The sequence below is a fragment of the Myxococcus sp. CA033 genome, from assembly GCF_013336625.1.
Taxonomy (GTDB): Bacteria; Myxococcota; Myxococcia; order Myxococcales; family Myxococcaceae; genus Myxococcus; species Myxococcus llanfairpwllgwyngyllgogerychwyrndrobwllllantysiliogogogochensis.
This window is the reverse complement of the sequence record NZ_JABUMU010000020.1, coordinates 1-21665: the sequence shown is the minus strand read 5'-3', so window position 1 is coordinate 21665 and position 21665 is coordinate 1. Positions and strand designations below refer to the sequence as shown.

Genomic DNA, 21665 nt, shown 5'->3' with positions numbered 1-21665 from the left:
TCGTTCACTCCGCCTTCTTCGGAGCCGGGGCGGGGCTCACCACGCGGTGCACGGGGTAGAGCCCGCCCACCTCCAGCATCGTGTCCAGGAACTGCCACCGGCAGAAGCCATCGTCCGAGTGCGGCTCCAGCAGGTACACGGCCAGCGTGCCCGCGCGCTGCGCCGTGGGCACGTAGAGCGTCCCCTGGGCGAACTCGCGCTTCGTCCGCTCGGAGGACACCGTCAGCACCGTCTCGAAGCGCACCGGCTTGGGCTTCAGGCTCAGCGGCACCTCGGCCTCGCCGGGCGCGGGCACGTTCGCCGCGACGTCGGGGCTGAAGGTCTCCTCCCGCCGGGCAATCCGGTAGCTGTCCACCAGGAAGTGGCGCGCCTTCGGGAGCACCTCGAACCGGATGCCCTGCCCTTCCAGCCGGGGCGCCAGCTCCGCGGGCACCAGGTACGCCTCCGGCGTGCTCACCGCCTGCGTCGGGATGAACGTGCGGTAGTGCGGCACGCGGTAGACGCGGCGCTTCTTCCCGGGGAAGCGATGCTCCGCGATGCTCTTCTCGTCGAACGCCTGGATGCGCGCCAGGTCCCCGTCCTTCGCATAGGCCGGGTAGTCGAACGTCAGCGCGCCCTGCGCGTCCCGGGTGGCGACGCCGTAGTTGATGCCCACCAGCGACTGGAGGTCCGGCGTCTTGCCGCGCGCGATGATGGCCGCCTGCTGGGCCTCCGTGACGGAGAGGAACGCCTTCGAGCTCCGGGCCGCCTCGCGGAACAGCTCCAACAGCCACGCGCGCGTCACGGCGCAGCGGCGCGGGAAGTCGATGTAGCTGTACGTCTCCAGCAACACGTCGAGCCGGCCAAGCAGGCCCCGGTAGTGACTGCCGAAGCGCGGCAGCGCCGGGTACGTGTGCCAACCCGAGGCGGGCACGTCCTCCTCGCGGTAGTTGCCGTACCAGAAGCTGTCGAACCCGTGGCGCTTGCTCACCGATTCGGAGACGCGCTCCAGCATCGCCCGGTTGTAGTCGCGCAGCTCCTGGAACAGCGGCTCGTTCGAGTGAGACGTGTCGAACGTCAGGTCGAAGGCGTGGATGCTGCCGTCCGTGGTGTGGCAGTCGATGAACAGCTCGGGCCACCACGTCTGGTGCAGCTTCGCCATGGCGCGCGTCTCCGGCGCCTCCTGCTTCGTGCTGTCGCGGTTGAGGTTCCACCCCTCGCCCGTGTAGCGCGTGCCCACGCCGCCCTCGGGATTGACCTGCCCCTCCAGGCTCTTGAGGTTGAGCTTGCGGTTGTTGGGGCTGATGCGGTCATTGCCGTCCGGGTTGAAGTTGGGGACCAGGACCAGGCACAGCTTGTCGAGCAACTTCGCGCCCAGCTTCGTCAGCGTCAAATCCCGCGCGAGCGCGAGCAGCGCCTCCTTGCCCTCCACCTCGCCGGCGTGGATGTTGGCCTCCACCAGCACGACGACCTTCTTCTGCTTGCGCGCCAGCTCCGGCGTGAAGCAGTTGCGGTCGCTCACGACCATCGCCACCAACGGCTGACCCTCGCCGCTGGTCCCGAAGTCCACCCGTCGGGCGAGCTTCGTGCGGCGGCAGAGTTCATCGATGAAGGCGAGCACGTCGGAATGACGCGAGGTTTCGGCGTAATTCGAGGCTTCAGCGCGGGTGAGCAGCTCGGACATGGGCGCGCATCCGAGCGCCGCGCTCCCGCGTCGTCAAGCACTTCGTCCGCAACGGGGCAACGTTCACTCCGGGTCGCCGTCATCCAGTGAGCGCTCGTCGACGCACTGCACGGTCCACGCCGAATATTCCGGAGCACCGCGCCGTGAATCCACGCGAGGATGCGGGCCGCATGAAAATCTGGGTCGATGCCGATGCCTGTCCGGGCCCCGTCCGGGAAATCCTCCTGCGCGCCTCACAGCGCCTCAAGGTGCCCCTGGTGTTCGTGGCCAACCGGGCGATGAACCTGCCCCGCGCGGAGTTCGTCTCCACCGTGCAGGTGGGGGCGGGGCTCGACGTGGCGGACCAGCACATCGCCACGTCGGCCCAGCGCGGGGACCTGGCCGTCACCCAGGACATCCCGCTCGCGGCACTGCTGGTGCCGCGAGGCGTGGTGACGTTGGACCCTCGTGGGGAGCTGTTCTCCGAGGAGAACATCGCCGAGCGACTCTCCGTGCGGAACTTCATGCAGGAGCTGCGGGAGAGCGGCGTCGTGACGGGCGGCCCGAGCGGCTTCAACGCCCAGGACCGCCAGCGCTTCGCCGCGGCGCTGGACCGCGAGCTGGCCCGGCTGCTCCCGAAGCGCGGCTGATTCGTCGCGCGCTCCGGGAGCCCCTGGGCTCAGGTCCCGTCGATGAGGCGGATGGCGATGTCGGGGCTGAACTGGCCCGCTGGAGTCGTGGGGGCGATGCCGCAGTTGCCGTCGGAGTCTCCGGGCACCTTCACCCACAGGAGCATCTCCGCGCCCCCGCCCACCTGTGACAGCACGCCCAGCTTGCGGCCCGCCGGGTTGCACCACTCGCCATTGTGGCCATTGCCGTTGCGGCTGGTGTCCACCACGAAGGGCTTCGTGTAGCCGTAGCGCGTATTGAGCGCGCCGTTCACCGCCGCCCCGTACGTGGTCGACTGGGCCGTGGTGTAGAAGTTCGACACGTTCAGCGCGAAGCCCCGGATGTTGCGGACCCCGGCGGACTCCAGCCGCTGCGCCATCGTGTCGGCGGCAATCCAGTTGGCATTGCCACCGTCCAGGTAGGCCCACGTGTTCGGCGCACGGTCTCTCAGCTGCTCCGTCGCGTAGCGCAGGAGGCCGAGCCGCGTCTGTCGCTCCGCATCATTGGGCAGACAGTCGAGCTGGGCGACCGCGTCCGGCTCGATGATGACGATGGCCGGGCGGTTGCCCAGGCCGGTGGCGAAGGCGGAGATCCACGTGCGGTAGGCCTCGGGACTGCCCGCGCCTCCGCCGGAGTGACTGCCGCAGTCGCGTCCGGGAATGTTGTAGGCCACCAGCACCGGGAGCTTGTCCGCCGTGTCCGCGGCGGCGACGAAGCTGGACACCGCCGAGGCGATGTCTCCACTCCAGTTGCCGAACCAGCGCGCCCCCGCCTTGCTCGCGATGGACGACTGGATGCGCGCCGCGCGGGAGTCCCCACCGTTGTTGCGCACCCAGACGGCGGAGTTGGAGTTGGGGTCGACGTAGAAGCCGCTCGTCATTCCCACCGGCCCGGTGCCACCCCCGCCGTCCTCCGTGGTGAGGGAGATGTTGTCCAGGAAGGCCGAGAAGGCGCCCACGCCGCCGAGCTGGAACGTCACCTGCCCCGCCGTCGTGGCCAGGTTCGAGGTGAAGGGGAATGTGAAGGTGCGCGTGGTGCCATCCAGGGTGATGTACTGGTCCAGCGGCGCGGTGTACGGCGCGGCCCCCAATTGCACCGTCACCCGCACTCTCACGGTCGCCGACGCGGACGCCGTGAAGGACAGGGTGTATGCCCGGCCATTCACCAGGACGATGTTGTCCTGTCCCGAGGGTGCATCCCAGGGATTGGCGGGGTTCCCCGTGACGTTGATGCGCAGCTTCCCGTTCTCCACCACGGACTGGGAGTTGGCACCGCTCCACCACGGCGCCACCGTCCCGCCACTGAAGGTTCCATTGACGACCAGCTCCGTGAGCGGCGAGGACACCTGGCCCTCCGACTCCGGCTCGGGCGCGGGAGCTGACGGCACCGCGGGGCCACACGCGGCCACCAGGGATGCACCCAACACGACGGCTACCCAACCCACATGTCGACGCAGTTGCACGAAACGATTCCTCCTGCCCGCTTCCGGATGACAGGGAATGACGTCCGGCCTGGCGCGGGACCTTGGCGCGACGGTGAAAGTCCTTCTTCGCCGAGTCGCGGCATACTGGCAGGCTTTCCCTGTTTTGCCAGCTCAAATACACACAAGCCCTGGCGGACGACTGCAATGGCAAAATTGAAAAGGAGCTTGAAACAGCGTCGTCCATCCGGATTGTAGACATCCACGCCCGGCGGCGACGCCAGGAGATACCGGACCCTCCGTCATGCGGGCACACACACGGGGCGCGCGCGTGAAGGAGAACGCGGCTCACTCGGGCTCGGAGGACTCCGCGCCGTCGAGGCCATGCCGTCGCAGCAGCCGTCGAAGCTGGGTGCGGTGCAGGCCGAGCGCGCGCGCCGTCGCGGAGACATTGCCTCCCTGCTGGCGCAGGGCCTCTTCAATCCGGGCCCGTTCCTGGACATCCCCCTGGGCGCGCTCCGTCGCATCCGCGCGAGGCTCGGGACCGGCGCGCACGGTGACGCTTCCGGGGCCAAAGGCTGTTCCCGCGCTCGGGCTCAGGTGTCGAGCCTCCACCCGGGTGGCGCCCTGAAGCAGCGCGGCCTGGACGGCGCTGCGCAGCTCCACCAGGAGTTCGCGGATGTTTCCCGGCCAGGGCCGCAGGAGACACTGCTCCACCAGGGAGACGTGGAGCCCGAGCCCCGGTGCCACCCGCTCCGCTTCGCGTTGGAGCAGCAGGGGCAACTCCTCGGGGCGCTGGCGCAGCGGCGGCACCACCACCTCGGGCCGGCCCATGCGGAAGTACAGGTCCTCGCGCAGCCCGCCCCGGGCCACCAGGGCGCGCAGGTCCTTGTTGCTCGCGGAGCACAGGTGCAGGTCCACCGTCTTCGGCCGGGAGGCGCCCAGGGGCAGCACCTCGCGTGTTTCCAGCGCGCGCAGCAGCTTGGCCTGGACGGCCAGGTCCAGCTCCACCACTTCATCGAGGAAGAGCGTGCCGCCATCCGCGGCCTGCAGGTACCCCTGCGCGTCTGCCTCCGCTCCGGAGTACGCGCCGCGCCGGACACCGAAGAGGAGCCGCTCCGCGATGCCCTCGGGAATGGCCGCGCAGTTGACGGCGACGAAGGGGCCCTCGCGCCGGGGACCGTGTTGGTGGAAGGCGCGCGCCATGCCTTCCTTGCCGGAGCCGCTCTCCCCATGGATGTGGAGCGAAAAGCCCAGCTCCGCGGCGCGAGTCACCTCCGCGAGCAGCCTCTGGCCACCGGGCCCCCGCACGAAGCCGTCCACCAGGCCGACGCCGTGTTCTTCCAGGGGCCGCACGTCGACGCTCGGCACGAAGAGGGAGTCTCCCATCCGGAGCACGGTGCGCACCTCGCGAGGCGCGCCGGCCGCGAGCGGCTCTCCATCCACCCAGGTTCCGTTCTGGCTTCCCAGGTCGACGGCCCAGAAGTGCTTCCCGTCGAAGCGGACCTGGGCATGGCGCCGCGACATCCTCGGGTCTTGGACGTCGCCGAGTTGGGGACCTCGCCCCAGCTCCAGCCCCTCCAGCGGGAGCCGGAGCACCCCTGCCAGCGCCGCCCCTCCGCCGAACAGGCGCACCAGCCCGGGAACGCGCGCCGCGTCCGAGGCCCCCATCCCTCGTCCATCACCACTCGGCCGGAGCGTCGACCCATCGTGTTCCATGCCGGGCCATCATACGCGCCGGGCGGTGGCACACGGCACGGTGCCAGCGCTTGTGCCATTTCCGGAGCGACTCGGGCGCCTGGCGAGGACATGCTCCCGACGGCGACGGGAATGTCAGGGGCGCGTTCAACCGTGGCACGGCGCTCGCTATGGGGCGCACGCATCACGAGGCACCAGGGGACACCACCATGAGGAACATGACTGACGACATCGCGGCGCCCGTGCGGGGAGCCCACCGGACCACCAGCCCCATCCTGCTGGCGACACTGGCGCTCCTCGGCGCGAGCGCCTGCCTCAAGCCCCTCCAGCTCCCGCCGTCACCTTCGGACCCGCCCCCCCGGCAGCCCGACGTGGGCGACAAGTACGTGACGGACTCGGAGACCCAGTTGCCCGTCACACCTTGCAAGGGAAAGGACTGCCCGCCCCTGGAGCCCACGGCCCAACCGCTGGCGCCGCTGGAGTGTCCGACGGGGCAGTGCATTCCAGACAACTCGAACGGCCAGGGCATCTACATCGTCGAGGGCAGCGACTTCTGCTTCACCCAGGGGACGGAGTTCCGGTTCTGCCCGGAGGCCTTCGTCAACCGCGCGCCCGGGGACGTGGTGCTCAAGGGGAGGGACCGACTCATGGGCACGCTCTTCTACACCGCGACGCTCCGGGGGGTATTGCCGGGTGAGCTCGGGCGCACGCCACAGGGGGCTCCCGCGAGCTTCGTTGCGATTCACAGCGTGCAGGGACAGGGGGACCAGCTCGTCGTCAATTACTGTCAGTCGCGCATGAAGTGCAGCAAGCCGGAGGATATCCAGACGCTCCAGGGGTCGGCGCTCGCGGGCTTCACGTTCGACGTGCTCTTCCGGAACGTGCCGGACGAGGAGACGTTCTTCGAGTTCCAGCTCATCCCGCTGGGAGCCGACCAACTCCTCCCGCCGTTCCAGCTTCAGAAGTATGAGGTGCGACACCGGTTGAGGGACCCCAATGGCAACCATCCGGCCTGGACGAATCCGTGCGGAGGATCCGCGCGGGGCCGGGTGGGCATCCTCCCGGGGCGGGTGGTGGATGACATGAATGCCGCCGTCACCGCCGACGCCAACGTCACGACGCTTGGTTGCGAGTCCGGTGCCATCGTCACGTGCCTGGATTGGGGTTACAGCCCCTGGAATCCCCAGACGGGGGTGTCGGACCCGAACCGGGAATATGTCTATGGTTCCTGTCTCCAGGCGAAGCGCGCGGCGTACTTCGTGGGCAAGGGCGACCTCAAGAGCTACACGCTGACGGGCACTCGCATCGTCAAACGGGATGAGTATGGGTTTGGGCGAGACGCGGAGGGCGGCATCGAGCGCACCGACTTCCTGGAGGCCCTCTGGAGTCCCGAGGGCGCGGTCTGCCTCAATCCCGAGCACCGGCGTCACCCGGAGATTCCCCTGCATCCGGAGCATGGCCCCCGAATCGAGCGCTGTGAGGCACCGTCGGGACAGCGCATCCTGTGGCGGGACAACGGCAAGCTCGCGACGGGCCTCCCACCGCGACACTAGGGCGTGCCCAGCAGGTCAGGGCCAAGGCGGAGTGTAACCACGTCCAGGTGCCCCAAGGACGTCAGCAGGCCTCGAATCTCCTCCTCCAGCAGCAGGCGGGCTCTTTGTTCAGGGGCCGGGCGACGCGGCGACCACCAGGAAGGCGATATCGCAATAGGGACAGACGCGCTTGTCTCCGGGACTTGATTCGCCGAGGTCCTGTGGAGCGTTGCACGAAGGGCAGCGGTGCTCGAGGCGCCGAGTTGAGACAGTGACGTTTTCTGATGAAGCGGATGCATCTGCGCTCACGTTGCCGCGGGAAACAGCGCTCGACAGGAGGCCGGCGGAAGTCCGCCCCGGGGTGAAGGAGGAAACAACGTAAGCCCCCTTCTGGGGTTCGAAGACTCGGTTGATTTCACCGGCGGCGATGAGCTTCAGGATGAGTTGTTCAGCCTTCTCTTCCGACACCTGACAGAAGATGGCCACGTCCTTGACGGTGACATCCCCCTTGCTGCGGATGAAGTCAGCCAGCTCAGCCATGGGGTCACGGCTCTCCACTGTCGGCGTTACCCAGTGAGCGGGCTCGCGCTCTTCTTGGGACGAACGCCCCTTCTTCCACAGAAATTGGCCGAGCAGGAAGGGGAGTACGACCATCACCCCCCACTGGGCGGCAACCATTTTGGCCGGCTCCTGTATTTTCCCGTGCGCGTGGGCGACGAGCAGGGCGATTACCCAAAAGGCTGACCAGAGCTTGAGTGCACCCCCAAACAGCACCGCTAGACAGCCGAAGCCCTTCACCAGCCCCCTCCTCTCTTCATGGCAACATCCGACAGAAAGGGCGTCACGGCTTCAGGCGGCTGCGGTAGTGGACGACTGTCAAAGGCTGGGGACGCATTGACGGCGGAGGCGTTCATGAGGATTTGGTGACGGCAGAAAGAGCTGAATATTTGATACCTAGCATCCAGGTGAGCAAGACGGAAGAGGAGCCTCCTCTCATCGATAACTGCAATGGCGCGGGTCACCCTGGTTCTCTGGTTGCTGCTCACACCCGGGTACTGCTTCTGTTCGAAGGCCCCGAGGGCAGCGGCTGCGCCGAGCGCTTCATTCGCCCCCTCAAGGAGCACCTGCTCTGGGTGAGCATCTTCTCCCCCGTGGAGTACCTCCGGACGGCCCTGCTGGAGTGGGCCCACCGATACAACGAGCACCGGCTGCTGGAGCGCCACAACTTCCTCTCGCCGAGTCAGGCCCGGCGAGCGCTGCCGCAGCTGAAACAAGCGGCCTGATTACGACCCGCCTGGGTGTCTCGACAATCCGGTGCGGTACAGGTCCACCGTGTCCGCGTTGCGCTCGCTCACCAGGCGGATGCGGCTATATCCCGATCAGCCCTGGCACCGGCACCGGGGTGGAGCGCTTGCTCGTGATGCCCTCCCCCACCTCGCCGAATGCGTTGTAGCCCCAGCCCCACGCAGTGCCGTCTGAGCGCAGCGCCAGCGAATGGGAATCGCCAGCGGCGATACGGGCTTGAGCCTGAGCCCCCGACAGAGCAGCGCCTGTCGAAACCTGCGCTCCTGGCGCGCCGGTGGGCTGTCCACGGCTGACCCATGGAAACAATCCCAGCCAGAGCGCTGCTGGCCTTCCGAACCGCCGCCCTGTATTGTCTTTCATTCCGTTACCCATATCCATGTGCAATGATGTCAGGGTCACCGCTGACGGGGATTCACGCCTCGCTGGGTGTCGAGCAACCGTTCACCGCCGGGTGCCTGGAGGTGGATGACCCCTGGATGTTCTACGGGGGCCAGCCACTTTGCAGGTCCTGCGACGGGGACCTGGACCATGGCGTCCAGGCCTCGTATCAGTTCGATGTACTCACGACGAAGCAAGGGGTTGTGTTCCAGGGCTCGCGCGAGCGCGGCTTTCGCCTGACGGACACCTTCCTCCTGCGTGGAGCCCACCCGCGCCTCCATGAACAACAGCCCGGCACGCAGCGCATGTGCCTGCGCCTGATTCGGGTCGAGCCGCATCGCCAGCTCCACCTGTTTCAAGCCCTCGGCCAGCGCGACTCTCGCCTCCGCGAGGGGCTGCGTCTCCGCCAGCTTCCACGAAGCCCGCGCGAGCGACACATGGGCCTCGAGATACGGATAGAGCGCCACGGCGCGACGGGCCTCGGCACGGGCTCGCAGGAGCGCCTCCACCGCGCTCCTCCCCTGCCGCCGGGCCCACTCCGCGCCCATCAACTCCAGACTCGAGCCCACGACGCGACAATCCGCGCAGCGCGCGTCCACACGCAACGCCTCTTCCAGCGCCCGGCGCCCATCCGCCAGCGGAGTCTCGGGAGACTTCCCGTCACGCACCGCCTGGGTCGCCAACAACAAGTGCGCCGACGCGACATGGAAGTGGGTGCGTCCCGCCGTCGCATTGATGCTCAGCGAGCGGGCGAGTGCATCGAGCGCCCGGGTCAACGTGGGACTCGCGTCACCTCCCACGTCGATGAGGTACGAGGCGTGGGTCAGCTCCGCCAGCGCCACCTCGTTCAGCGCGGAGTAGAAGCGACCATCCAACGCGAGCGCGCCCCGTCCCGCCTCCAATGCGCGTTCCACGTCCGGGCTCGGGTCCTCGCCTCGCGACAGCGCGTACGTCCCCAGCGAGTTGTGCAGCTCCGCCAGATTCGAGTGCGCGAAGAGGTACCGGGGGTCCGTGCGCAGCGCGAGCCGCAGGTGCTTCCCCGAGGCCTCGTACTCGGGACGCGGGTCCAGACCGTGCTCGCGCTGATGATTGCCCTTCCACCGGTGCACGAGCGCCAGGTCATTGTGTCCCCAGGGGTAGGCCGGCTCCAGCTCCAGTGCCCGGGTGAGCTGGGCCATGGACTCGTCCCACGACGCCCCGGGGTCTCCGCCCTCGCGCGCGACTTGAAGCCCCCGCAGGAAGAGACTGAAGCCCAGCGTGTCGTACGCCAGGACCTCCCGGGGTTCGAGCTCGATGGCTCGCGAGGCAGACGCAATGGCTTCTCCCAGGAGCCGCTTCGGCTCCTCGTTCCCATCCAGGGGACTCGCCGCGCGATAGGCATTCATCAACACCAGCGCCCGCTTCGTGTGCGCGGACGCGCGCATGGGCGATGCGACGAGCGCCCGCTCACTCGCCTCCAGCGCCAGCGACAACGAGTCCTTGCGCGAGCGGCCCTCCTTCCGGTCCAGGTCCGCTTGCTGGAGCCAGACCTCCGCGAGCGCCTCGTGGCCCCGCGCATCGCTGCGTCCCAGCTCCAGCGCACGTTCATAGCGACGTGCCGCCTCCAGGAAGTCCGCGCGCGCGGCTTCGTAATCCCCACGGCCCAGCCGCTCCATGGCCCGCGCATGAGCCACGTCCGCCGCGAGCATCCGCGGCTCCAACATCCACGGAGTCTCGGCCTCCGCACCCGACGCGGCGGCCTCCGCCCCAGCCAGGTCCTGGCGATAGAACGCCATCCATCCCGCCAGCAGCCGTGGCGACTCCCCCGCCGCGCCCTGCCCTCGCTCCAGCGCGCGCAGGGCGGGCGCGAGGAGGTCCACTTCCAGGGTCCGCGCGTGCTCGGCCACCCACTCGGGCCCGCCCCGGCGTCGCGCCGTCTCCATCGCCAGGAGGTACAAGCCGCCCAGCGTCTTCCCCAACGCCAGATTCAGCTCGGGAGAATCCAGCCCCAGCCCCGCCGCGCGAGTCAGCTCCTCGCGGGCCTGTTCCAACTCGCCCATCGCCAGATGGCCGCGGCCTCGTGCGTAATGCACCAGCGACTCGCCATGCACACCCAGCGCGTGCGGTGCCGAGGTGAGCTGGACCATCCGCTCACGCACGAGCCGCTCTTCCGGACGCGTGTCATGCAGCGGCGCCATCAAGGCCGCGCGCATCAGCCACTCCACGTCCTTCACCTGCTGCCCCAGGTGCTCCGCGAGGCGGGCGCGTCCCTCGGCCTGACTCCACGAGCGCACACCCAGGACGGAGACGACCAGGACACTCAGCAGGGAGACGGCGGAGACGACGACGAGCGCGCGGTGCTTGCGCGCCCACCGCCGTCCTCGTGCGACGAGCCCCGGTCTTCGCGCGAGGATGGGCTCGCCATCCCTGTACCGGTCCAGGTCCTCCGCCAGCGCGCGCGCCGAGGCATACCGTCGCGCCGGGTCCTTGTTCAGACACGTCAGGACGATGGTCTCCAGGTCGCCCGCCACCTCCGGCACGCGCAGGCGAGGAGCAACCACGTCCTCGTGCAACACCTGATGCAACGTGCCCACGGAGGTGGTGTCGCGGAACGGCGGCACCCCCGTCAGCAGCTCGTACAGCGTGGCGCCCAGGCCATAGACATCCGTGCGCCGGTCCACGCTGGCGCGGTCTCCGCGCGCCTGCTCGGGAGCCATGTACGAAGGCGTGCCCAGCACCGCCCCTGTCTTCGTGAGGCCCTGCTCCAGGTCCGCGTCGTGGGCCAGCCCGAAGTCCGTCACCACCGGGTACCAGCGCCGCTCCTCCTGCCGTTCCACCAGGATGTTGGAGGGCTTGAGGTCGCGGTGGATGACGCCCAGCCGATGCGCCTCGTGCATCGCCGATGCGACCTCCCGCATCACCTGGACCTTCTCGCCCAGCGACATGTCGGGCGCCACGCGGTCCAGCCGGGTGCCGTCCACGAGCTGCATCGCGATGAAGTCCCGCGCGCCGACACGGCCCACCTCGTACACGCGGCAGACGTGAGGATGGACGATGCGCGCCTGCGCGCGGGCTTCCTGGAGGAAGCGCATGACGCGGTCCGGGTCCGCCTCCCGCACGAACTTGAGCGCCACGAAGCGACCCAACCTCCGGTCCCTCGCCTTGTAGACCTCCCCCATCCCCCCGCGCCCCAGCAGCTCCAGCGAGTCGAAGCGCTCGCCCATCGCCACCTCCGCCACGCCCAGGTCTGGAGCGCGCGCGTCCTCCGGCGCCTCGCTGCCATCCATCGTGGGCCCGTCGTCCCCTTCCCGGCGCCCCGCGTCTCCCCGTTCCGACATGGCGCCATGCTAGCCGCCCCACGAGGTCCCCGGACCAGCCCCGCCCCGTTCCCGATTCGTGTGTCACGGCCCAGGTGTAGGCTGTCCACCCATCCGCGCGTCCCGGAGGCCTGGAATTGAGCTTCGCCCTCATCATCGCCTTCACCACCACCCTGGCCCTGGGCTCCGCGCCGACGCCCGACGCTCGCGAGCCGCTCACGAACCTCCTGGATCGATTCCAGGACGTCGCGCATGACGATTCGAAAACGGACGACGAAGTAGAAGATTCGGGAATCCAGAAGGAACGACAAGCCCTGGCGACGGCCATTCAGGCCCATGGCGCGGCCGCCATTCCCCCGCTGCTCGCCATGCTCGACAGCGACAAGGTGGGCGTGCGCGTGCTCGCGGGCTACACCCTGGGCGACATCGAGGGGCTCACCGAGCAGCATCTGGAGCCGCTCATCGAGGCGCAGCGTCAGGGCACGCCGTGGGTCGAGCGGGCCATCGGCCACATCGGAACGCCTCGAGCCCTGGCATTCCTCACGGAGGCCCTCGATGAATACCCCTCGAGACACAATCAGATCACCGGCGCCCTGGAAACGGCGGGAGGCAAAGGGGCCCTCGCACTCACGGAGTCACTGCGCGCTCCCAAGCCTCGGAAACCCGCGTACGTCGACGTCGCCTGCGAGCTGCTGCGTGAAATGAAGGACAAGGCGAGCCCCGCCATCGAGCCGCTCCTCGCGGTGATGGCGGAGGAGAAGACTCATCCCAAGAACCAGGTCCACGCGATACGACTGCTGGGATGCATCGGCTTTCTCGCCCAGCCCGCCGCCGACAGGCTCGAGCAGTTTCGTGAGAAGACGCCCCGGTTGAAGCGGGACATCGACCTGGCGCTCATCAGCATCCGCCCCGAGCTGACCGCGGCGCTCTTCGCCCAACAGCTGCGCGTCGAGCCCACCATCCCGTTGCTGCGAGACCTCGCGAAGCTGCGTCAGGACGGGCGCGGAGCCGGCGGTGCCCTCGTCGAGCTGCTGACCCACGAGAACTGGGAGGTACGCGTCGCGGCGGTCCATGCCATGGGCTACCTCCAGTACACGGACGCAACCGACCTGCTCATCGCCCAGCTCAACGACGAGAAGGACTGGCGGATGGTCATCGTCTCGGTCGAGGCCCTCGGAAAGTTCAAGGCCCAGAAAGCCGTGGGGCCGCTGGAGCGCGTCGCGAAGGAGCACTGGTATCCCTTCGTGCGCAAGGGAGCGCTCCAGGCCATCAAGGTCATCCGGGGCGAGGCCACGTACACCGAGGATCCGCACTTTCCCTCGGAGTTCCTCCACTACCGGTTCTCGGTCGACGACACGCCCAACCCGGTCGAGCCGCCCTTCGTCCCGGGGAGCGACGAACTCTCCGAGAAGGACCTCAAGCCGCTGAAGTACCCCATGCAGGTGCGCACCCGGGCCGAGAAGGGTTGGCGCGTCCAGAACTTCCAGGCGGAGCCGGGCTGTGGCTTGCGCGTCGCGAACGGGCACCTGCTGGGCACCAACCGAGGAGAATGGGGAGGCGAGCTGGTCCACCGGAGCGCGAAGCGCGCCACCACGGTGCTGTTGAAGGAGAACACGCGGTCCATCCACCGCATCGGTGAAACCCTCGTCGCCGTCACGGGACTGGCCCACCTCTCCAGCCATCGCGGAATGCTGTACCGGATCGTCCCCAAGGGTGACTCCTACGTCGCCGAGCCCTGGAGGGTGCTGCCCGGCTCGCCCAAGGTCGCCGGGACGATGGAAGACGGCCGGCTGTTCATCTCCTGCGCGGGCGGCGACGTCATCGTCACACCCGACGGCACCCTGGAGATGTCCACCCGGGAGAGTCGGCGCGCCAGGCCCATGAAGCCCTCCGCGCCGTGACACGCGCGCACACCGCGCGCCAGGTCAGCGCAAGGCCGTGACGTGGATGGCGGGAGTCCGCGCCGCCGTGGCTCGCTCCACCACTCGGCCCAGGCGCAGGAGCAGGTGCTCCTCATACGGGCGCCCCATGAGCTGGACACCCACCGGCAGGCCCGCGCGGTCGAAGCCGGCCGGGACTGACAGCGCGGGGAAGCCCGTCAGGTTGCCCTCGCGCACGAAGCGCATCAGCGCATCCACCACGGGCAGGTTCGACTCGCCATCCGGCAACGTCGCTTCCGGAATGAGCGGCGCGGTGGTGGCCGTCGACGGAGTGACGATGACGTCCACGTCCGCCATGACGGCCAACAAGTCGCGAGTCAGCCGGTGGCGGTGGCGCAGCGCATGAATCAGGTCGGTGGCACGGAAGTGCCGGCCGATGGCCAGGTTGGTGCGGGAGTCGAGCCCGAAGTCCGCGGCATTGGCGCGCGAGTGCGGAAGCATCGACTCCGCCATCTCGCTCAGGATGATGCAGCTGTGCGTCCACAGCACCGTGTTCAAGTCAGGCGCGGGAATCTCCACCACCGTCGCGCCCGCGTCGGTGAGGGCGCGCACCGCGTCCTTGCAGCGCGCCACCACGTCCGGCGAGGCATCCTCGAAGTAGGGCCAGCAGATGCCCAGCCGCACCCCCATCAAATCCGTGCGCTCGTAACCAGACAGGTGATGCGGCGGCTGCGTCTGCGAGACCAGGTCCTTGCCATCCGGCCCCGCCAGCAGCGAATACATCGCGGCGACGTCGTCGACGGTGAGTCCCATGGGCCCGACGTGGCCCACGTTCCAGCACAGCGGCGGCACGCCCGTCTCCGGGATGCGGCCCCAGGTCGCCTTGAGCCCGACGATGCCGCACAGCGCCGCCGGAATCCGGATGGAGCCACCGCCATCCGCGCCAATGCTCAGCGGACACAGGCCCGCGGCCACGACGGCGGCCGAGCCACTGGAGCTGCCCCCGGTGATGTGCGCCCGGTTCCACGGGTTGCGCGCGGCACCGTGGTGCGGATTCAACCCGATGGGGTTGATGCCAATCTCATTCATGTTGGCCTTGCCCAGGATGAGCGCGCCCGCGGCCCGCAGGCGCGCGGCCACCGTCGAGTCCGTCGAGGCCACCTGATTGCGGAACCGCGTCCCCAACGTCGTGGGGAAACCCGCCAGGTCCACTTCGTCCTTGAGCACCACGGGCACACCGTCCAGCACGCTCAGCGGACGACCAGCGCGCAGGCGCTCGGCGGACGCCTCGGCGGCGCGGAGCACCTCGTCGGGCTTGCGCGCGATGAACAAGCCCATTCGCGCCTCACCCCGCTCCAGCCGGTCGATGGCCTCGTTCAACCGCCGCGCCACGGCGACAGGGTCCGCTCCCCCCTCCCGGTAGGCGCGCGCGTACGAGCCCACCGTCTCGCGCTCCGGCGTCACGGCCTGCGCGGCGATGGCACGCGCGGCCTGCTCCTGCGGGGACTGGACTTCCGTCGCGGGCGCACCGGGCGGCAGCGGGAACTGGAGCGGAGGTGCGTCACCCGCGGGCAGCTCGCGCCACTGGGTGATGCCACTGTCCCGCACCAGTTTCTCCAGCACGGGAGCGCCGACCCCACTCTCCAGGGTGTTGACGAACGCCTTGAGCGCGAACCCCGACACGCGGGGCGCCTTCACCGGGTTGCGTTGGTAGGACATGACGCCGAGCCTACTCGGGGCCGGCCCCGACGTGGGACTTCACCCCTGCGGCCGCCCCAGCCCGTGAGCCTCCGCGAGCTCACGCAGCCGTTGGAGGAGCACATCCCGGTCCTCGTAACGCAGGCCCCGCGTCTCCATCGCGGGCAGCAATTCGACGCGCACCCGGCCCGGGCGCACACGCCATTCGCCGACGGGAAGCACCGCGCGCGCTCCGTGGAACACCATGGGGACGATGGTCGCCCCGGAGCGAATCGCGAGCACCGCCGCGCCCTTCTTGTAGGGCCCCAGCGCGCCGTCGGGGCTGCGCAGTCCCTCGATGGACATGTAGTAGCTGGCCCCCCGCCGCAGCGCCTCCGTGGCCCGGTCCACCGCGCGCCGCGCCTGCGCATGCCACTGCCGCACCACCACCGTGGAGCCCTGCGACAGCGGCACCCACCCCGCGAAGGGCAGCACCGCGAACCCCAGGTTCATGAAGATGAGCGCGGGTCGCGGCAGCGCCGGGGGGGTCACGAACGTCTCGCTCAGGCTCGTCTGATTCAACTGCAGGAAGACGTACGCGGCGGCGTCGTACCGGCCCGCGTTGTGGTCCACCACCTCCACGTCCACGCCGAAGACCCGCCGCGCCCAGAGGCACCAGGCGCGCATGAGTGCATCCGACGCCCCCTGGCTCACCGGGCCCAGCAACAGCGCGGGCGTCAGCAGCGGAGGTATCGCCGCGCAGGCCGCGCTCCAGCGCAGCAGGCTCGACAGCAGACCCGGGCGGGGAGGGAGCGCACAGGGAACGTCCATGCGGCCCGCTATACCAGGGTGTATCCATCACGACAGGGTGGAAGCGGACCTCTCGCGCGCCTCCGCGGGGACATGGCAGGCTGCACGGAAGTCCAGGCAGGCAGGGGGGCTCCATGGGAAGTCCACGCGTCAACGCGCTCGAGGAGTACAAGGCGCTGCTCGAGCGACAACGAACCCGACCGCTCGGCCCCGACGACGAGCAACGACTGGAGCTCTTGCGCGACGTGCTCCTGGAGCTGGGCGCGCTGCCACCCGAGGGCAGTCCCCTTCCCCCGCGCCCCGCGCGAGCGGACGCGGTACTGGAGCTGACGTTCGCCACGCAGGACGACGTGGTGCGCGCGTACAGCAAGAACATCGGCACCGGAGGGCTGGCCATCCGCACCCCGCGCGCGCTGCCGGTGGGCAGCACGCTGGAGCTGCGCATCACCCTGCCCGACGCCTCCCAGACCCTGCGCGCCGAGGGACAGGTGGTCTGGTCCCGCGAGGACGGCATGGGCGTGGCCTTCACCCAATTGCCGCCCGAAGCCGAGCGCCGGCTGAAGTCCTTCCTCACGCAGGATGCCTCGCTGCTCCAGCGCGTGCGCAGCGTGCTGAAGACGGACGTGATGGGCCTGCTGAAGACGGACGTGCGGGAGCTGGGCAAGGGCCCCGCGCCCCAGGCGGCCACCGCCGTGGAGCTGGATACGCGAGTCCCCATCCTGGTGCGCCTGTCGGACGCGCGGCTGATGACGCTCGTCACCGAGCTGTTCCACCAGAAGGGACTGCGCGTCGTGACGGACAGCGACAGGCCCGCGCCCATCATCGTCGTGGACACCGGCTCCGCGCTCGACGTGCTCAGCACCGCGGGCCGGCCGGGCTCACGCACCATCCTGGTCAACGTGAGCGGGCCCGACTCGTTGATGGGCCGGCTGTCGAACCTCAGCCCCGCCGCCTTCGTGAAGCACCCCGCCACCGCCGCTTCGGTGCTGCTCGCGGTGGAGAAGCTGCTCACGGCCACGAAGCCCTCTTGAGGGCCCCACCCCTGACGGAGGGCCCCCGCTGACACGTCAACGGGGGAGGCTGACGCGTCCATGGGCGGCTCAGACCGAGGGGCGATTGCCTCCGCGGGCGTGAAAGTGCTTTGCATCCGGGGGCTTACCGGCAGCCCCACTGCTGGCCCGTCCCCTGCACATGCGCACCCGCGAAGCTGGCGCGCCACGGACGTGGACTCTCCGCCGCTTCAGGAACGTCATGGACGCCATTATCGAGCAGTTGAAAACCCTGGCACTCGCAGAGGCCTTCCCCTTCCTGCTCAAGGCAGTCGGGGCCCTGGTGCTGTGGTTCGTGGGTCGCGCCGTCATCAACACCTTCCGGCGAGTGCTGAACATCACCCTGCAGAAGCGTCAGTTCGACGCCACGCTCATCCGGTACATCGAATCGCTGTTCGCAGGCTCCCTCACCATCCTGCTGCTGCTCGGCATCCTGGGGATGATGGGGTTCGAGACCACGTCGTTCGCCGCGCTGCTGGCCGCCGCGGGCATCGCCATCGGCACGGCCTGGTCCGGCCTGCTCTCCAACTTCGCGGCGGGCATCTTCCTGCTCGTGCTGCGTCCGTTCCGCGTGGGAGACGAAATCTCCGCCGCGGGGGCGACAGGCGTGGTGCAGGAGATTGGCCTGTTCGCCACCACCATCGACACGTCCGACAACCTGCGCATCTCCGTCGGCAACAACCGGCTCTTCGGCGACAACATCGTCAACTACAGCCACCACCCCCACCGCAAGCTTGTCGTGAAGGTTCCGATGATGCACGGCGGTGACGTCCGCGGACTGATGCGGGCCCTCGAGGAGCGCGTGGCGCTGGTGCCGGACGTCCAGGCCAAACCCGCGCCCAGCGTCGAGGTGGCGGAGTTCAGCGTGCTGGGTCCCGTGTTGGGCATCGGCGTGTACTGCAAGCAGCCCCAGGCCAGCGCCGTGCAAGCCCGCGTCGCGATGGCCGCCTCGGAGATTCTCATGGCCGCCGGCTATGTCGTTCCGCCGCAGGTCTCCAACGAGGTGCTCGCCAAGGCGAGCTGAGAGACTGCCCCGGAGCACGCCTCCCGGGCCGCTTCACGTCGCTGGTCTCTCCCTGCCCGGGCGAGGCCGGCGCCGAGCGCTGGCCGCGTCCCTCCCAGTCCTCGCGCCGTCACACGAAACACCTCGGGACTCTCTCTGACGGGCGGAGCATCCACCGCCAGGGGAGAGTCACCATGACGGACAAACTCAAACAGAACGCGGGCGGGGCGCGAGGCAGGGGGCGCTCGAAACCCCGCGCGGCGGCACCCGAGCCCACGACTCGCCGGGGCCGCAAGGCGGCGCCTCGCGCGAGGACGGCGGGAAAGACAGGCCGCGCCACGACGAGCGAAACCACGAAGGCGCTCGGCTATGCCTACTGCGCACTGCCGCAAGTCCCGGAGCGGCCACTGCCTCCGGACCTGAACGCGCGCCGACTTCGCCTCATCCGCATGAACGAGCAGAAGTGGGCCAACGGCACGGTCCTCCACTACTACTTCTTCGACAAGGCCACGGATGGCGAGGAGGTGCGGCTGGCCAACGGCACCACGCGCTTCGTGCCATGGACGACCACGGACACCGAGAAGGACGTCGTGCGCGCGGCCTTCGAGCGGTGGACGCAGGTGGGCCTCGGCCTGAAGTTCCAGGAGGTGGCCTCACGCGACGAGGCCGAGGTGCGCATCGGCTTCATGCGCGACGACGGCGCCTGGTCCTACGTGGGCAGGGACATCCTCGCCCAGGGGCAGGACGAGCGGACGATGAACTTCGGCTGGGACCTCACGGAGCACCCGCGCGAAATCGACACGGCCATCCACGAAATCGGCCACACGCTCGGCTTCCCGCACGAGCACCAGAACCCCCACGCGGGCATCATCTGGGACGAGGAGGCCGTCTACGCCGCGCTGGCCCGGCCCCCCAACAGCTGGAGCCGCGAGACGACGTTCCACAACATCATCCGCAAGCTGGTCGCGAGCTCGGTGGAGGGCTCCACCTGGGACCCGGACTCCGTCATGGAGTACCCCTTCCAGCCCGGGCTCATCAAGGAGCCCATCGAGTACTTCCGCAACGGCCTCACCCCGAAGGGCGGGCTGTCGGACCAGGACAAGGCCTGGGCCCGGACGATGTACCCGCCCCTCACCGAGCAGGACTACACCGCGCTGCAGCCGTTCCAGTCCGTGCGACTGCAGCTCAAGCCCGGACAGCAGCGCAACTTCACCTTCACGCCCCAGGAGACCCGCACGTACGAGCTGCGCACGTTCGGCGTCTCCGACACCGTCATGGTGCTCTTCGAGAAGAGCGGCACGGGGCTGCGCTTCCTCGCCGGTGACGACGACAGCGGCCTGGGCACCAACGCGGCCCTCAAGCTGAAGCTGTTCCGGGGACGCGAGTACGTGGTCCGCCTGCGGCTCTACTACGAGGAGCGCGCGGGCGAGTCCGCTATCATGCTGTGGTGAGCCCCCTGCCCGCGCTTCCGCGGAAGCGCGCGGAGCCAGCGCTCGCTCCCGTGCTCGAGGTCCACGGGGGCGAGGCGCGCGTCTCCGAGGTCTGCGAGGCGCTCCTGGCCGACGTCTCGGCGGGGCGACTCTCTCCGGACACGCTCTACATCGTCGACCCGGCCCGGCTGGAGTCCTTCCGGCGACTGGGTGACGCCGTCACCTGCGGCACCGTGGAGGGCTTCCAGGTCTGCGTGGCCCAGCGTGAGGGGCGCTTTCGCGAAGCCCTCTCCCGCTCCGCGCCCTCCCCCACGGGCACCTCGGTGGACACGCCCCGCTGAGACGTCCCGGCCCGGAAGCTACCGCGCGTTCACCGCGGCATTGCGCGCGTCCCTCGCCGCCCGGTCGAACCGCTCGCCGACGGCCACATAGCCCGGCGCATTGACGAAGGGCGGCAGTTGCTCCTCGGACGTGCGCTCGTGGCGCATGTTGAGGGGATGCAGGTTTTCGGCCGCGCAGGCCAGCCGGACGGCCCGCCAGGACAGCCCCGCTGCTTCCATGATGCGCAGGTAGTCGTCGAGCTGGAGGTTCTTCGCCGCGTTCTCCAGGATGAGCGGGCGCATCGCCTTCGTCACCGGCTTCACCGGGTACCAGTCCTTGGCGCGGCGCCGGTACTCCCGCAGCCGCTCGTCCCGCAGCGCCACCAGCCGCTCGCGGAACTGGGCTTCCGTATCCAGGAGTCGCGCCAGCGCCGTGCGCCCCATCTCCGCATGGAACACCTCCGTCGTGTCATCCGCCCGGGCCCGCGCCCCGACGAAGTCGACATAGGCCCGGGTGGCCGCGAGCAGCTCCCGCTCCGCGTCCTCCACGGACGGGACGGCCGAGGAGCGCGACTCCGGAACCTCCCTGAAGCACTCGTCGGGATTCTTCGCCTTGCCGTCGGGCCCTGGCCACGGGAAGACGTGCTGGTACCAGACGTCCCGGTCCGGAAACACGAGCACCAGCTCCGGCATCCTGGGGAGCGGAGGCGGAGGCGTGGTGAGGACCCAGTCGGCCGGGTCCAGGGCCTCGACCGAGCGGATGGCGACGAGCCCCCGCGCCTTCATCGAGTCCAACCAGGCATAGAAGGACGGCTCGAAGCCTCCCTCCACCTGGAAACCTCGGAAGGGTTTGTCCGGCGCCCCGCGGAAGACCCCGGCGTACGGGTCCTCGAGCATCAGCGCCCGGAGCTCCAGACCTCCGAGACGGGCGTTGCCGACAATCGCGGCCTGCCAGGCATAGCTCTGGACATGGAGTGACATCCCTCCAGCCTAGCGCGAGTTCACTCCGGAGAGGTGGCGCCCGGGAGGCTGTCTTTGCCCGCAATGACAGTCGCCAGCGGGTGGTCCACCACCCGCTGGCGACTTACGTCTTATACGGGCACCGAGGCGCCCGACGAAAAACTACGGAACCTGCGTCAGCACGTCCGTCGTGGTCAACACAGGCGTGGGGAAGGGAAGAGAACCGCCACAGCCACGGGGACCGCCACGAACCTTGGTCTTGATCTGCATGATGAACTCCTGGTGAAGACTGAGTTGAAGGAACAGATACCGCCGAGGTCAACCGGCAAAGCCAGTCGACGCCAGGAACTACGCCAGCACGTCCGTGCTGAGCACGGGGCCGGGGATCGTACCGCCACCACCGCAACCACGGGGACCGCCACGAACCTTGGTCTTGATCTGCATGGATATTCTCCGGGTGAAACGGGTGGACTGAACGACTACGCCAGCACGTCGGCCAACCCGGGGATCGTACCGCCACCACCGCAACCACGGGGACCGCCACGAACCTTGGTCTTGATCTGCATGGATATTCTCCGGGTGAAACGGGTGGACTG

At 69.0% G+C, this 21665-nt stretch carries 17 protein-coding genes; 8 read left to right on the top strand and 9 right to left on the bottom strand.

The genetic code is table 11. The features are described 5' to 3' along the window. Positions 1-4: 4 nt before the first annotated feature. Positions 5-1663 carry a M14 family metallopeptidase gene (locus tag HUA78_RS33435; RefSeq protein ID WP_174458477.1) on the bottom strand — a complete coding sequence of 553 codons (1659 nt, stop codon included), beginning with the start codon at positions 1661-1663 and terminating at the stop codon, positions 5-7. Between the two features lie 170 nt (positions 1664-1833). Here HUA78_RS33435 and HUA78_RS33430 point away from each other — a divergent pair, with 170 nt between their 5' ends. Further along, positions 1834-2292 carry a YaiI/YqxD family protein gene (locus tag HUA78_RS33430; RefSeq protein ID WP_141643811.1) on the top strand — a complete coding sequence of 153 codons (459 nt, stop codon included), beginning with the start codon at positions 1834-1836 and terminating at the stop codon, positions 2290-2292. 29 nt (positions 2293-2321) lie between these two features. Here the strand turns inward: HUA78_RS33430 and HUA78_RS33425 are convergent, their stop codons facing one another. Next, positions 2322-3773 (bottom strand): glycoside hydrolase family 6 protein, encoded by a 1452-nt coding sequence (locus HUA78_RS33425; protein ID WP_174478002.1) that lies wholly within the window; start codon positions 3771-3773, stop codon positions 2322-2324. A gap of 306 nt (positions 3774-4079) precedes the next feature. Continuing rightward, positions 4080-5402: a sigma 54-interacting transcriptional regulator gene (locus HUA78_RS33420; protein WP_254624035.1), complete on the bottom strand. Its 1323-nt coding sequence runs from the start codon at positions 5400-5402 to the stop codon at positions 4080-4082. A gap of 236 nt (positions 5403-5638) precedes the next feature. On the opposite strand from HUA78_RS33420, the gene HUA78_RS33415 reads away from it, so the two are divergent. Continuing rightward, complete coding sequence (locus HUA78_RS33415; protein ID WP_174478000.1) at positions 5639-6982, top strand: ADYC domain-containing protein; 1344 nt, start codon at positions 5639-5641, stop codon at positions 6980-6982. A 108-nt stretch (positions 6983-7090) separates the two neighbouring features. Here the strand turns inward: HUA78_RS33415 and HUA78_RS33410 are convergent, their stop codons facing one another. After that, entirely contained in the window at positions 7091-7759 is a 669-nt protein-coding gene (locus tag HUA78_RS33410) for a hypothetical protein (RefSeq protein WP_174477999.1), read from the bottom strand. 167 nt (positions 7760-7926) lie between these two features. Here HUA78_RS33410 and HUA78_RS33405 point away from each other — a divergent pair, with 167 nt between their 5' ends. Next, entirely contained in the window at positions 7927-8244 is a 318-nt protein-coding gene (locus HUA78_RS33405; protein WP_174477991.1) for a hypothetical protein, read from the top strand. Positions 8245-8329: 85 nt separating this feature from the next. Here the strand turns inward: HUA78_RS33405 and HUA78_RS33400 are convergent, their stop codons facing one another. Then, the gene (locus tag HUA78_RS33400; RefSeq protein ID WP_254624044.1) at positions 8330-8626 is read right to left on the bottom strand and encodes a hypothetical protein; all 297 of its coding nucleotides are present in this window, start codon (positions 8624-8626) and stop codon (positions 8330-8332) included. A gap of 35 nt (positions 8627-8661) precedes the next feature. Beyond that, positions 8662-11961 (bottom strand): serine/threonine-protein kinase, encoded by a 3300-nt coding sequence (locus tag HUA78_RS33395; protein WP_174477997.1) that lies wholly within the window; start codon positions 11959-11961, stop codon positions 8662-8664. A gap of 116 nt (positions 11962-12077) precedes the next feature. On the opposite strand from HUA78_RS33395, the gene HUA78_RS33390 reads away from it, so the two are divergent. Further along, positions 12078-13841 (top strand): HEAT repeat domain-containing protein, encoded by a 1764-nt coding sequence (locus HUA78_RS33390; RefSeq protein ID WP_174477996.1) that lies wholly within the window; start codon positions 12078-12080, stop codon positions 13839-13841. A gap of 24 nt (positions 13842-13865) precedes the next feature. Here the strand turns inward: HUA78_RS33390 and HUA78_RS33385 are convergent, their stop codons facing one another. Further along, positions 13866-15539, bottom strand: coding sequence for an amidase (locus HUA78_RS33385; protein ID WP_174477995.1), 1674 nt, complete (start codon positions 15537-15539; stop codon positions 13866-13868). 39 nt (positions 15540-15578) lie between these two features. Next, the gene (locus HUA78_RS33380) at positions 15579-16328 is read right to left on the bottom strand and encodes a 1-acyl-sn-glycerol-3-phosphate acyltransferase (protein ID WP_174477994.1); all 750 of its coding nucleotides are present in this window, start codon (positions 16326-16328) and stop codon (positions 15579-15581) included. A gap of 113 nt (positions 16329-16441) precedes the next feature. Here HUA78_RS33380 and HUA78_RS33375 point away from each other — a divergent pair, with 113 nt between their 5' ends. The 4 genes from HUA78_RS33375 to HUA78_RS33360 all read left to right on the top strand — a co-directional run bounded on the left by HUA78_RS33375 (position 16442) and on the right by HUA78_RS33360 (position 20130). Continuing rightward, the gene (locus tag HUA78_RS33375; RefSeq protein WP_174458486.1) at positions 16442-17338 is read left to right on the top strand and encodes a TIGR02266 family protein; all 897 of its coding nucleotides are present in this window, start codon (positions 16442-16444) and stop codon (positions 17336-17338) included. A 220-nt stretch (positions 17339-17558) separates the two neighbouring features. Next, positions 17559-18380 (top strand): mechanosensitive ion channel family protein, encoded by an 822-nt coding sequence (locus HUA78_RS33370; RefSeq protein ID WP_174458487.1) that lies wholly within the window; start codon positions 17559-17561, stop codon positions 18378-18380. A 173-nt stretch (positions 18381-18553) separates the two neighbouring features. Next, the gene (locus HUA78_RS33365; protein WP_174461646.1) at positions 18554-19810 is read left to right on the top strand and encodes a M12 family metallopeptidase; all 1257 of its coding nucleotides are present in this window, start codon (positions 18554-18556) and stop codon (positions 19808-19810) included. Beyond that, positions 19807-20130: a hypothetical protein gene (locus tag HUA78_RS33360; RefSeq protein WP_174477993.1), complete on the top strand. Its 324-nt coding sequence runs from the start codon at positions 19807-19809 to the stop codon at positions 20128-20130. Before HUA78_RS33365 ends, HUA78_RS33360 begins: the two co-directional genes overlap by 4 nt. A gap of 18 nt (positions 20131-20148) precedes the next feature. Here HUA78_RS33360 and HUA78_RS33355 read toward each other — a convergent pair whose 3' ends face one another. After that, complete coding sequence (locus tag HUA78_RS33355) at positions 20149-21090, bottom strand: hypothetical protein (protein WP_174477992.1); 942 nt, start codon at positions 21088-21090, stop codon at positions 20149-20151. Between the last annotated feature and the right edge of the window lie 575 nt (positions 21091-21665).

Coding starts and splice junctions, on each gene's coding strand:
- HUA78_RS33435 (WP_174458477.1), bottom strand. CDS start 1,663: ATGTCCGAGCTGCTCACCCGCGCTGAAGCCTCGAATTACGCCGAAACC.
- HUA78_RS33430 (WP_141643811.1), top strand. CDS start 1,834: ATGAAAATCTGGGTCGATGCCGATGCCTGTCCGGGCCCCGTCCGGGAA.
- HUA78_RS33420 (WP_254624035.1), bottom strand. CDS start 5,402: ATGGGGGCCTCGGACGCGGCGCGCGTTCCCGGGCTGGTGCGCCTGTTC.
- HUA78_RS33415 (WP_174478000.1), top strand. CDS start 5,639: ATGAGGAACATGACTGACGACATCGCGGCGCCCGTGCGGGGAGCCCAC.
- HUA78_RS33400 (WP_254624044.1), bottom strand. CDS start 8,626: ATGAAAGACAATACAGGGCGGCGGTTCGGAAGGCCAGCAGCGCTCTGG.
- HUA78_RS33395 (WP_174477997.1), bottom strand. CDS start 11,961: ATGTCGGAACGGGGAGACGCGGGGCGCCGGGAAGGGGACGACGGGCCC.
- HUA78_RS33385 (WP_174477995.1), bottom strand. CDS start 15,539: ATGTCCTACCAACGCAACCCGGTGAAGGCGCCCCGCGTGTCGGGGTTC.
- HUA78_RS33380 (WP_174477994.1), bottom strand. CDS start 16,328: ATGGACGTTCCCTGTGCGCTCCCTCCCCGCCCGGGTCTGCTGTCGAGC.
- HUA78_RS33375 (WP_174458486.1), top strand. CDS start 16,442: ATGGGAAGTCCACGCGTCAACGCGCTCGAGGAGTACAAGGCGCTGCTC.
- HUA78_RS33370 (WP_174458487.1), top strand. CDS start 17,559: ATGGACGCCATTATCGAGCAGTTGAAAACCCTGGCACTCGCAGAGGCC.
- HUA78_RS33365 (WP_174461646.1), top strand. CDS start 18,554: ATGACGGACAAACTCAAACAGAACGCGGGCGGGGCGCGAGGCAGGGGG.
- HUA78_RS33355 (WP_174477992.1), bottom strand. CDS start 21,090: ATGTCACTCCATGTCCAGAGCTATGCCTGGCAGGCCGCGATTGTCGGC.